Raw genomic sequence first — 12920 nt, 5'->3', positions numbered from 1 at the left:
TTACTTTAAATCAACTTTGTTTAATGGATGATTATAAAAAAAGAAATATTGTCTCCTTTTTCCAATATTTCTAGGTTTAACCATTTTAAAATCTGTCCCATTTAAAGTATGAATAGCGTTTGCCTCCAGATATTTTCGGTAATTTATGGAATACTCTCTTTCTATCCGTTCATAAGCAGATAACAAATCAAATTTACGTCTCGTATAATGATGTGCATCAGAGGCAACAAAGTGAACCATATTATGGTCTAGTAAATGTTGCGAGAAATGCTTTAAACGTCTTCCTTGTATCCCATTTATGCTCCCTGCAGTGACTTGTACAAGAATACCATCTTGCACCATATTATAGATTGTTCCTGGGTTCTTTCTAAGGAATTTATTTCTCTCAGGATGTGCAAGAATAGGTACAAAGCCTATCCTTTGTAGATCGCTTAAAACTTCTTGAGTAATACTAGGGAAATAGCTGCATGGAAGTTCAATTAATAAATATTTTCCAGTATTGTTTAAGGTTAAAAAATGTTCTAAATTATGTTCAATGTCATCTTGTATATTTTCATGGAGATGGAATTCTATTCCAGGGTAAACATTTAAAGGAATGTTTTGTTCCTTCATTAATTGATTGACTTTCTCAACCATATCTAATATGTTCCTATAATCGTTTTCATAAAAATGATCTTTATGCAAATGTTTATGATGTGGGGTTGCAATAACATGATTAATCCCAGAATCAACGGCTTGATTAGCTAATAAAATGGTTTCTTCTCGAGTTTTAGGGCCATCGTCTAGTCCATACAATATATGGCTATGAATATCAACTATCATTTTTACTCCCCCTTGACCATTGCAGGCAGGTATACATTCTCAATAACGAACACAATAGTGTGTATAAGTAAATTAGACTGATCTATATCTACTTCTTAACCTTTTTATAGTATATTAATTTCTTTAAGTCCTTCACCTTCAGTATTTATTATTATTTCCTTCTTCCCCCTATAGATTGGAAAGTAATTTTCATTTATTTTGTAATACCTTCTTGCCCCCTCAATTATTCTATTGTATTTTTTTCTGTCATATACCCTCTTCCCAATAAAATAATCAAAATTATTACCATTGGAGAAAGATGCTTTAAACTTAAATAACCCGTCATTTTCCTGATAACCTCCACCTAAATGAAGAAGGGTTGAGCCCTTGGATTTACAAAATTCAATCATATAGTCAAATAAATGGTTATTTGGTCTAAGGTGTAAAAATTTTGTTTTAGAAGCACCAAGGTGATAATGGGAGTACTTTGGACCTTTCAATACCATTACTCCTGCGATAATTTCATCTTTATATTGTGCAAAAAGTAAAAAGGTTTCACTTATTATTGAATCCTTTATTTGTTCATAAAAATAATTTTCATCAAAGTAATAATATCTATCCGCGTTGTTTCGATCCATTGTCTCCAAATATAAATTAAAAAAGGTATTAATATTTTTCGGAGTGTTTTCCACTAAAAAACAAATAATCCCTTCATTTTTGGCCTTTTTTATATTTCTTTTATTCATAGATGAGTATTGTTTTCTAATTTCCTCCAATGGTAAGGATAAATCAACTGCTGTCGTTTTTCTAATATACTCAACCTCCATTAGTTTATTGTAATTTTCATAGTTTTTAATAATTGGGTGGAATCTTATAGTTTCCGTAATAATATTATTTTCTTTACAATATTCCTCAAAATATTCATAAAATTGAAGGATTTTTTCACCGCTGCCTTCAAGCAAGGGGCCACCATAACCATATGGAGTTACGATATCATAAATCCCTTCTTCATCCCAAACTACATTTCTTCTAATAAATGGGTAAAATATTTTTGTATTTTCATTTTCAAAATAGGCTGCCATTAGCTTGCCCTTTTCATTTTTTGCAAATAAACTTCCATACTCATAAGAGTAATATAGGTCTGCATCATTAATTCCCCCTAGAAGATTATCCCATATTGGCTTGCTGTCGATAATTTGAAATAAACTCATTCATTTCACCTCTTATATATGATTCAGGGAAAATAAAAAAACACATCTTTATAGACATGTTACTGATTATACTCCTTATTATTAATATCAATATCGTTCGATTTCAAATGTAGCTTTGCATTGTAAATGATATTATCTTCAATACGATAAGCTGGAGCATCTTTACCAGCTTCAATAGTGGAAATACCAGCAACATTAAAATTGGAATATAGAGTATTTCCTTTTATTATTGCACTATAAACCTCACTTAAACTAGCTTTCCCACCTACCTTTCCCAATTTTATCAAATGAAAATCTTCATCTGAATTACTTCGAGTATCTAGTGTATTATTTAATAAAGATATTTTATTTACTTTTTCCACATATACAAGGGCTAAACCATATCCAGTTTCTTCTGTTACTTCAAATTTGGAATCCTTCACAGACAAGTTTGCTTTTGGATTAGCGACAATAAGGCCGGCTTTATTACCTTTAAAAGAACAATTATTAAAGAAATAATTTCCAGATTTACTTATTACAGGAGCTGCAGTTCCACCTTTTGCTGCAACAAATACACAATTATTATAAGTACCTCTCGGCAAATCTAAACCATAGGACGAATTGTATCCTATCACTTTTAAATTATCAAAAATACTGCCATCTGCTACTTCACCAATTAGATTTCGCAGTGCGGATTCCCCTGTAATACTAATACCTTTCAAATGAACTGGCTGCTCATCTATAGACAAAGTAGTTTGATCTTTTTTATTATTTTTCATCGTGATATTAGAAGCTTTTATACCATATTCTTCTTTACTCTTAAGATGTAGTGATGAATCGGTAAATTTCATTCCATCAATTGAAACATTCGGTCCAATAATTAGGGCAGTAGAATCAATCATTTCATTATCCATAATCTTTGTATCGTGAGTTACATTAAGACTTGATCCATCAAATGTATTATCTTTTACCATTGCTCCTAAAAATGGTGAAGAAATTGCTAGTCCAATAGATGATTTGTCCTCGTTGGGACCTAAATAATTATCTTCAACAATAGCATGTCTACCATCATATAGAATTACATTATAACTTTTATTATTATAAATCCTATTATCCCTAATAACGATTTTATGGTTTGGTGAAAAACCAGCTTCTACATCTATTCCGGATTGAGGCGGAGTTCCTTTAATATCATGAATATCATTGTTAGTTATCAATACGTTACTCGCACCACCAACAGTTATTCCTTGTCGACGATTAAAAGCAAATTCCGAATTCTTGACAGTGACATTTTTGGAGATTGTTTTTACCCAATATTCCAGTTTTATTCCTTTGTACATATCAGTATCAAAAACCGCTTGAAAATAGTTTGCTCCCTTCGGTACCTTTGTCAAACTCCAATCGATTTCTTGGTTTTTAACACTTGTTATAAAAGTTCCATCAGATTTATAAAAATAAACATCAAAAGGTACTGTCTTCGATATATTTTCGGGGCGAGAAAACTGAAAAGTATTTTGTGTTTGGAAGATTGGGTGATTGAAGTTAGTTTTCTCAATATTTTTTGTTCTAATTTTTGTAGAATCTTTTACTAATTTTCCATTATCATCTATTCCCCCAGGCTCAAAATCTTCTTCAAATAGCCACGGGGCTTTAGCTTCACCCGTTGCACCTATACATAATCCATCACCTGTGAAGTTAAAAGCCTTTATGCCATCAATAGTTAAATTAATAGCACCTTCAGCTAGTATTCCATACCCTGCCTCATGAGTACCTGGTGTATTCTCGTTATCACTTTTTGAATAATCATGTGTATCTTTATCTCCTTTATAGGTACCCCCTTTAATCGTCACGTTCTTTATCCCAGGTCCTATATATAGCAATTCATATCGTTCTTCACTATTAGTTTCCTTTTGTAAAACAGCACCAACCTCCAGTAAAAAGGTCATATTACTAACCATATTGATACGAGAATCAGGATCAAATTGTTCACCTTTTTTTATCAAGTAGGTGCCCGCAGGCACTTTGAATGTAGTAAATCCGTTTTCATTTGCCCATATTAGCGCTTCGTTCATCCCCAAAGTAGTTTCAACAGGATGTGTTCCATCATTAGAAATATTCCAACGTTCTAACTCTAATGTATATATCTTTATATCCCCTTCTCTTACCTCTTTTAGATTCACGCTTGTGTGATCTGGTACCATAACTTCAGATTGTTCTAACAAAACATATACAACACCTATAAATAACACGAAGAAAAACAAGATTTTTAAACTTCTATTATCCATTTGTATTTGTCCTCTTTCTATCGGTATGCTGGTTTGCGTTCCCCTTATATTACTGTTTAATAAACTCAAACAATATAGAGAAACCCCAATTGAATTACTTATGATAAAATGAAATAGTTATATGTTCATGGTTTAGCTATAAATGAGATGAAACTAAAAACTAGCACTTTTTTTAAAAATATTGTTGAACTTCCATAAAAAGTAATTCCTAGTCTCAAATATATGACCATCTACAACTACTAACCATTGATCATCTTTAATTTTCAATTGATCTATATGATGCATCCCATCTTTCCTCCAATCCATATCTTTTTTGGTGCCACTTAATACTAGATTTATTTCTTCTTCTTGATATTCCTCTTCTGATAAATTTTTAATTTTAAATACTTTCACTTTGCTACCATAATAGGGCTGCCCATCTTGTGTATATCTGTAAATATTATTTTGATTAACAATTACTCTACCAGCAGGTCTTGTAATGTTAAAATTATTAGTAATTAAAGGGCTTTTGGGATGTTCATTCCATTCCCCTGTAAGTTCATCTGAATAAAACAAATGCAATTTACCGCTGTTTCCTGCAAACATCCACCATCTATCATTATATTGAAAGACACTGCAATCTGCATATCTTCCATTAAGCAATACACAGGCTATTTCCCATTCATAAGGAAATTTTTTTGCTTTATATAATAAAACCTTATTTGCCTCTGTTGACTCTGGAATCATATAATAATTATTATTGTGTTTAATTACATATGGATACGATAAATGGTAATCCTCATTGAGTACTATTTTCTCATAATGCCAAATATCTCCATTGTTACTGGTTGCTAACCCTATAACACCTTTTTTTGAAGATTTATCAAGAACTTCAAAAAATAGATAAAAGTTATCATTATCTAATAAAATAAACGGATCAGCAATAAATTGAGCTGGCACATCATCAACATCTGAAGCTTTTAGGGTTGGACTTTCCAACGATTTCTCTTTTGGATATTTGGTAATAATATTTTTTGATTTAAACACTTTAATTGACCAAACAGCTTCCAATGCAATTTTTTTCTTTGTTAGAAAATACAAGAAAAATATTAGAGAAACTATAAATATAAATATATACACACCAAATTCCACCTTTTCCTTTTCACTTCAAAAAAAGTTTGAATTAGAAATATTAAGTAAATCACTGCATATTTTTAGCGTATTGTTGCTTTTTATTTGAATTATTTAATTTAATAAATATAACTCTTTTTATATACTTCCTTACCTTCACAGTATGTTTTTCAGTTAGTGATCCAACAATCCAAGCGTATACAATTATTGAAATTGCAAACACTGGTTTCATTAAAAGCCCTTCCACTTCCGTAAATTTCCATGACGAAGAATTTCTCCATGTTAGTATTAGATTAGCTAGTGGATAGTGAGTAAGATACAAGGTATATGAAAATCCTGCCAATTGATTTGAGATGTTAAATCTTAACCTTTTTGTATTAGTATTAAGTAAGGAAGTAACGACGTAAACGAAAAATGCAAAGGTGATACCTACACTTAAATCAGCATAGTATTGTAGACCATTTCCTGTATAACTTGGATCAGTAATATCAAGCAGTTGATATAAAAACCTCAGTGAGGCGATAGATATTAGAATTGAAAACAGTAAAATAATGTTTTCCCAAAATTTCGTTTTGAATTTTAATGGTTTCAAAAGTGGTATTAATGCACCTATCAACCATATTAAAAAATACCCCATTATTCGTTCACCTACGAATAGTGAAATAGCAATAAATATCAAAGCAGATAATATTTTAAATCTTTTTTTACTAGCATAAAATGTTAGAACCAAGCAAGGAAATAATATATAGTACCAAAATTCATAACTCAGACTCCACAATGGACCATTTATACCATATTCAGGTACAATTATTTCTTGCAAAAAAAATACATTTCCAATGAAAATCTTCCAAGTTATATATTTCGAAATAACAGATTCTCCAAAAAAGCTAAATTGAATTTGAGCCCAAATATAAGTTAAGAATAGACAAGGGATTAGTACAATCCATAACCTTGTTAATCTCTTTAAAAGGTAATCTGACCAACTCCAATTATTATACTTTACTGCCTTTAACACCGTAGATGAGATAAAGTAACCACTTAAAACGAAGAAAATCATTACTGCTTGGTATCCAGGAACAGGAACATAGAAATGAAATAAAAATACAATTAAGGCAGATAAAAACCTTATAAAATCTAAAATAACTGACGCTTTACTCTCATTTCCAATTATATTAATATTCCATTTAAACAAGTTTATCACGACACCCTTTTGTTATTTTCAATAAGGACTTTATACTTTGATAATATTATCTCCCTTTTTCTATCTCGGTTAAAGAAGCCGATTTCAACCGAATTTTACTAATAACATTCATAACTAAATTCTTATAATATATAAACTCCTCATTTTTTCTGAAAATCATGAAATAAAACCCATTGATTAATACTAGATTAATTAGACAGTTAACTCCAAATGTTATTAGACTATTACTATTTAGAAAAAATATTTTAACTCCTTGAGTTATTCCTAATGGAATTAATCCTATTAAAGAGTATTTTAGGTACATCCTAAAATACTCAAATAACCTCAAATCAAATATATATTTATAAACCATTTTGGGCTTAACCCAAAAAACCACTGCTAAATTACTAATTAATGTACCTAGAAATACTCCTGCTAATCCAATTGATTTAACTAAAATAACTGAAGCAATTAGATTTATAGCCGATTCGAACAATGGAGCAAATCTATCCTGATGAAATATACCCCCGCCTTCACTAAACCTTTCAACAGATCCCCGCATTAGAAAAAAATATAGATTGATTAGTAATATATATATTGTAAATTGATCTAACACTTGGTTTTCTCCTAACCATAAAAATACAAATTGTTCTATGGTATTGGATAAAGTTATTGTAATAAACGAAACAATCCAAAAGCTTAAAAAAAATAACCTTTTGTGGACTTTATATGCATTTTCTTTATCATTCTCGGCCAATAAATTCCCAATACTAGCCGTAACACCAGACAAGCCATTAGATATTATTGCTTGTACTGCGGCTATTACCATATAGTAACTATTAAAAATACCTACAACTGTTAGATTAATATAGTAGGAGATAATTAAATTGTCCGTTCCAAATACAAAAATACCTCCTATCTTGTGTAAAAATAGTGCCTTCACGTTTTTAATTAAAGAATCTTTTTCTGCACTAGTTATTATTCCAATAGTATTTTTTACCCAACTATACTTACTATTTATATATACATTCATTAGTAAGTAGTAGATTAAATTAATTATTATTTGTATTAAAAGGTATATATATAAACTTGGATAAAATTTGAGAATTGAAAACTGTAATATTGAAATTAACAACTTAGTTGCCGTTAATCCTATAGAGATCTTGTATCCTTCCTGTGTCACATTCAAAATACAAAGTTTATGGGAAAATAAATAACTAATAAGGGTATTTATTAAGAATAAAGTAAAGTAAATTTGGGCTTCAAATAAATTAACTTCGTCTTTTATAAATAAATGAATCAAGGGCATTATTAATAACCCTAATACAAAAATGGTATAACCAACATACCTATAAAACTTAGCATAATAATCTAGGTATCCTTTTATTTTTTCTCTATTTTCTTCTGCAATGGGCTTGTATAGAGAATATATAATAGCGCTACCGATACCTAATTCGACTAATGAAAGTATGCCCAATATATTTGTATATAGTGAAGTTAATCCTAATAATTCATTACCTAGTGAATCTAAAAAGGCCTTTCTTACAATAAAAGATGGTATTATGCCTATTAAAAAAGTCAACACATTTACAAAAACATTTATACTTGCCTTTTTTACACGCATATTTCTTTTACCACCTTTTATTAGGCAGATTCTATTAAAGAATAGATTTTATTAATCTCTCCCTCAGTACCTACCTTTTCTTGTCTCAAGTTTGAACTTATTTTTTGTCTCAAGGTTTTATCTTGTATCAAACTTATAATTCCTTCGTATAAATCTTGGGAATTCATATCAACAATCACTCCATTTTCTTTATCCCTTATCTGATTGTGTACCGCAGTAAAGTTTGTTGCAACTATCGGCTTTCCTAATATTCTTGCTTCCGCTATCGCTAGCCCATACCCCTCAAATTGGGATGGTTGAACATAAATGTCACATTGCTTTAAAAAGGTATATGGATTGTGATGTGTTCCCAGTAAAATAAATTTGTCCTCAAGTCCATTTCTTTTAATCATATTTTCAAGTTTTTCTTTCATGGGGCCTTCTCCAATTGCATACCATTTTAGGTTGATTCCGTCCTGAAGTAACTTTTTACAAGCTTCAATTGCCATTTCATATCCTTTTAGCGGAACCAGCCTTCCTATCGTTAAAATCCTTAAACCTTCATTTATGTCCTGAAATCCACCTGAATCATGAGACAAAGTTCTAATCATTGATGGAGAAATAATATCGTACACAACTTCGATTTTTGATTCCATACTGGGTAATTCTTGCACTAATATTTCTTTACAAGAATCAGATACAGCTATTATATGATTAAAATTTTTATAATAATTTATATCAAAATTTTTATTGTAGCCAGATGCTCTATAATCAACGTTTACCCATGAGAGCTTTTTTTTTGCATTAACTTTTTCCGCCACAAAATATGTTGGCATTCCTTGACTATATGCTATTGCGACATCATATTTTTTTTCTAAGCAGCAGTCACCTTTAGATATCCATTTCCAGTTAATTTGAGCCGCATGCATTTTTTTCTTTTTAAATGGATTTCTTAAAGAGATAGACCCTCCAAGCTTTATATATAAATCTTTTATGTCACTATTTATAAATAATTTTCTGATTCCTGTGAATTGATTACTTATAAATACTGGTACGTCTAAAACATTTACTTCCTTTGGTAATAATGGTAGATATAACCCTCCGGGAGAAAACATTAATAAGTCTACTTCATTTTTTTTAAAATCGAATAATGTTAACAACGATACTAAACTCTTTTCAGCACCTCCGCTAGTCAAAGAATCTATGACAAACAATATCTTCTTCAAAGGACTCCCCCCTTTTCTTTCCTAATAGATAAAACTTCTTTTAAATATTTCTTAGAAAACATAATCTTTTGATTTAAAATTTTTCGGGGTATTTTATAGTCAACATTTTTTATTAGTTTTTGCAAATCATAATTTTTATCTACTATCCTATCATTTAGCTTTAGATCGTCCAACAGGTCCCTCATCCTTGTATTGATTGCTTCCATCCTGTTCACGATTACAAAATTTTTTTCATATATAATTGAAAAAACAGCTGCATGGAAGGAATTTGAAATTACTATTTGTGCATCTCTTACAAGAGAAACAAATATGTCAGGGCCAGAAAAAATAAAATATTTGTCAGCATATTTAAGTTTACTTTCATTAATTGTATAGATTTTATATCCTTTTTCTTTTGCAATATCTGTTGCAATTTTTTTGATAAGTAAACTGTTATCAAAATCATATATCAGGATGTATTTTTCTTTATAACTCCCATTTGATATTTTATTCCAATTATCACAATTTAATAAAAAAACCGGGTCAAGAACATTCACCGCCCAGTCAATATTCATCTTATTCAAGATTCCGACTCCACTTTTTTCCCTAACTCCTACTCCATCTAATTTTACTACCCGCTCCTTTACCATTAACCCATTTTCATCAGAAATAGTGTCCGTTGCAAAACTTGCTGCATAGGATGCTTTTATTTTCGCATTCGGTACAAAGTCAAGGTAAAAAGCTGGGTCTTTCCCATTTTCATGTAAGCAATTCCATATTTGATCACTTCCACAGATAAATCCATCTGCGTTTGGTAAATTTAACTTTAATTCATCATTTGACTTGTAACGATATTTAGTTAATTTTAAATACTTCGATGTAAACACATCAAAGGATTTTTTCCTTTTTAATCCAGATACTCTAGTTGGAACCTTAATCACTAGATATAATAACTTAGTAAGAATATTTCTTTCCCAAGTGTGATTATTAATACTTAATAAATTGTAATGATTACTTAAGTAATCTGGTTTATAATCAATTATTTCAACTTCATGCCCACAATTCATCAAATATTTCATTAGTCCGTATGCCTGTAATGAAGCCCCATGATTATATACGTCATGACATGTTATAGTACAAATTTTCATAAATAATCACTCACTTTTTAATTTTCAACCCTGCCCCTTTAAACAATAAATGCACTAACCGTTTGGTCAGTGCCATATTTTGAAAGTAAATTTACCCTAGTTTTTTATCTCTGCTTTGACTGCATGCCCACAAGAGTTTATATAAATTTTCAATCTCATTGCTGTTACTATAGTCTATTAACTGAGTGTTTGAAGCAATCTTTTGTTTCAATTCAGTATTTTCAATAAGCTCTTTGATTCCACTAACTACTCCATCGATTGACATTGGGATAATTAATCCATCAAAACGATTCCTAAGTTGGCTATCGGCTGTAGGAAAGTTTGTAATGACTACAGGCTTTCCTAATATTTGTGCCTCTCGAACAGTAACAGCCTTTCCTTCATAACGAGATGGTTGACAATAAATATCACATTCGTTTATATACGGATAGGGATTCACTTTTTTACCTAACAAAATAAACTTTTCTCCTATATCATTATCATATATCAATTGTTTAATATAGTCTTCTTCTCCACCATACCCAACAATATACCACTTTATGTCATAACCCAATTGAATTAGTTTTTTACATGCAATCACTGCCAAGTCGAATCCCTTCGCATCGCTTAATCTCCCTACTGAGCAAATCTTAATTGAACCATCATCTGGCATCTCATCTTTAATATTCTGTTCTGCTTGTTCTCTTACAAATTCAGGTGAAATAACATTCTCTATAACAATCGTCTTATTTGCAAGATTTGGAAATACCTTAAGGAAAGATTTCTCACATTCGGCTGAAACATTTACAATATAATCTAATGCCTTCCACATTTTTTCATCCAATTTTTTATCAGGATTTACTATTGTAAAATAATCAGTATGATTCCATCCAATTTTTACATTTGCAGTTATTTTCTCGAGAATAAAATAGTGTGGTCCTAGAAAACTTATGGCTGCGTCGTAATTTTTTTTTATTTTAGGCAGTCTTGGCATAGAGTAATACCATGTATATTGCATTTGTTTATATGTTCCTTGTTTCCTCATTTGTCCCCTATTTTTCAGTTTTGTTTTAAATTTGGATAAAATTCTCATGCAGCCCAAAAAAATATAACCATCTTTAATAACACTCTTGATTGGTCTCTCTAATGTCGTATACTCCTCTATAGGTGGTAATAATATTACTTCCTTTGGGACTAGTTCTAAAAATTCTCCTTCATGTCTATATAAGAATAATTCAACATCATATTCCTGATAATTAAAAAGTTCTAATAATCCAATTAAACTTCTTTCAGCTCCACCAATATTTAATGAGTACATACTGATAAGCACCTTTTTCTTCATAGAACAACTCCAGATTCTGATAGTAATTATTTAAAAACTAAACTGCTAACATGATTTGCAAGTTTGAATGGTAAATTATTATATAGAGAAGCTACCATTTTTTCAGCTAGACTTCTATTATCTTCCAACAAATGAGTCCCTTTCCATGGAGTCATTTCAAGATACCTATGATAGAGTGGTGCTAAAGGATGTTTACAGCCTTTTATCCAAGGTCTATTTACAAATGCTGGAGTAAAGTGAATAAACACGGGATTGTATTTGGCTTCTTGCAATTCATCTTCACTGTAGTATTCCTTTAATCCATAATATTGCAAAATTTGCGCTCTACTCATAGTAAAAAAAGTAGTCATAGCGTTATATTTAGGATGTAGGATTAATATTTTCTCGTTTAAAGTACCATTAATTGTTCCCTGATCATGATGGAATACGGCTCCGTTAAATGAATCTATAAACTTAATAAATTTTTGTTCAACATTCTCTTCTCTCCACTTTTTAAGGTTTATTAAAAGCATGCCTGAATTTATATATGGTTTATTTATATCCATGTTTATACTAGATTTAGTATTGTCACTAACAGTATCACATACACCAGCCGCAAAATATTCACTAATATCTTTATTCCATATTTCCTTTAAACTTTGATTAATTATCGAATCAGAGTCTAAGTAAATCACTTTATCAATGTTATTCTCTAGAAAACTTGTTATAAATAATCTTGCATATGAATTTATCGATATTGAATTTCCGATATTCAGATTTATTATTGATGAAAATTCATTAAAATCTATAAAATATATAATTCTATTATAATTCTCTGAAATTGTTATTAGATTTTTTTTATTTTCAACTGAAATATTACTCTCAACTACATAAACTTTTATATTATTAAATTCCTTATTATTTTGAAAGAGCGAAATCAAAGACACACCCAGATGCTGTGCATAACTATTATCACTTGAATACACCACAGTTAAATTCATAGGAAGAACCTCCATATATTAGTCAGCAATTTGGTAATTCCTTTTAAAAAGGTCTTTTTTAAAAATTATCCCCTTATGTTTTTTAATTAACAGAAAT

10 protein-coding genes are annotated in these 12920 nt (G+C 30.1%); all 10 read right to left on the bottom strand.

From position 1 onward, the window contains the following. The 10 genes from ACY3XC_RS14545 to ACY3XC_RS14500 all read right to left on the bottom strand — a co-directional run bounded on the left by ACY3XC_RS14545 (position 1) and on the right by ACY3XC_RS14500 (position 12823). Positions 1-822, bottom strand: coding sequence for a tyrosine-protein phosphatase (locus ACY3XC_RS14545; protein WP_464869194.1), 822 nt, complete (start codon positions 820-822; stop codon positions 1-3). A 104-nt stretch (positions 823-926) separates the two neighbouring features. Then, a complete protein-coding gene (locus tag ACY3XC_RS14540) occupies positions 927-2012 on the bottom strand; it encodes a lipid II:glycine glycyltransferase FemX (protein ID WP_464869193.1) in 1086 nt (361 codons plus the stop codon). 59 nt (positions 2013-2071) lie between these two features. Next, a complete protein-coding gene (locus ACY3XC_RS14535) occupies positions 2072-4276 on the bottom strand; it encodes a right-handed parallel beta-helix repeat-containing protein (protein ID WP_464869192.1) in 2205 nt (734 codons plus the stop codon). 153 nt (positions 4277-4429) lie between these two features. Beyond that, positions 4430-5395 (bottom strand): glucosamine inositolphosphorylceramide transferase family protein, encoded by a 966-nt coding sequence (locus tag ACY3XC_RS14530; RefSeq protein ID WP_464869191.1) that lies wholly within the window; start codon positions 5393-5395, stop codon positions 4430-4432. Between the two features lie 61 nt (positions 5396-5456). After that, a complete protein-coding gene (locus ACY3XC_RS14525; RefSeq protein WP_464869190.1) occupies positions 5457-6578 on the bottom strand; it encodes an acyltransferase family protein in 1122 nt (373 codons plus the stop codon). Positions 6579-6633: 55 nt separating this feature from the next. Continuing rightward, positions 6634-8190: a lipopolysaccharide biosynthesis protein gene (locus tag ACY3XC_RS14520; protein ID WP_464869189.1), complete on the bottom strand. Its 1557-nt coding sequence runs from the start codon at positions 8188-8190 to the stop codon at positions 6634-6636. A gap of 20 nt (positions 8191-8210) precedes the next feature. Continuing rightward, positions 8211-9395, bottom strand: coding sequence for a glycosyltransferase (locus ACY3XC_RS14515; RefSeq protein ID WP_464869188.1), 1185 nt, complete (start codon positions 9393-9395; stop codon positions 8211-8213). Continuing rightward, positions 9392-10522 (bottom strand): polysaccharide pyruvyl transferase family protein, encoded by a 1131-nt coding sequence (locus ACY3XC_RS14510; protein WP_464869187.1) that lies wholly within the window; start codon positions 10520-10522, stop codon positions 9392-9394. The genes ACY3XC_RS14515 and ACY3XC_RS14510 overlap by 4 nt, the downstream gene beginning before the upstream one ends. A gap of 91 nt (positions 10523-10613) precedes the next feature. After that, positions 10614-11843, bottom strand: coding sequence for a glycosyltransferase (locus ACY3XC_RS14505; protein ID WP_464869186.1), 1230 nt, complete (start codon positions 11841-11843; stop codon positions 10614-10616). A gap of 26 nt (positions 11844-11869) precedes the next feature. Beyond that, positions 11870-12823: a glycosyltransferase family 8 protein gene (locus tag ACY3XC_RS14500; protein WP_464869185.1), complete on the bottom strand. Its 954-nt coding sequence runs from the start codon at positions 12821-12823 to the stop codon at positions 11870-11872. Between the last annotated feature and the right edge of the window lie 97 nt (positions 12824-12920).

It is taken from the genome of Bacillus sp. CZDM1, assembly GCF_055502545.1.
This window is presented reverse-complemented; position numbering and strand designations above follow the sequence as displayed.

What these genes read in the sequence shown, in the direction of transcription:
- ACY3XC_RS14545 (WP_464869194.1), bottom strand. Translation starts at nt 822, where the DNA reads ATGATAGTTGATATTCATAGCCATATATTGTATGGACTAGACGATGGC.
- ACY3XC_RS14520 (WP_464869189.1), bottom strand. Translation starts at nt 8,190, where the DNA reads ATGCGTGTAAAAAAGGCAAGTATAAATGTTTTTGTAAATGTGTTGACT.
- ACY3XC_RS14510 (WP_464869187.1), bottom strand. Translation starts at nt 10,522, where the DNA reads ATGAAAATTTGTACTATAACATGTCATGACGTATATAATCATGGGGCT.
- ACY3XC_RS14535 (WP_464869192.1), bottom strand. Translation starts at nt 4,276, where the DNA reads ATGGATAATAGAAGTTTAAAAATCTTGTTTTTCTTCGTGTTATTTATA.
- ACY3XC_RS14500 (WP_464869185.1), bottom strand. Translation starts at nt 12,823, where the DNA reads ATGAATTTAACTGTGGTGTATTCAAGTGATAATAGTTATGCACAGCAT.
- ACY3XC_RS14505 (WP_464869186.1), bottom strand. Translation starts at nt 11,843, where the DNA reads ATGAAGAAAAAGGTGCTTATCAGTATGTACTCATTAAATATTGGTGGA.
- ACY3XC_RS14540 (WP_464869193.1), bottom strand. Translation starts at nt 2,012, where the DNA reads ATGAGTTTATTTCAAATTATCGACAGCAAGCCAATATGGGATAATCTT.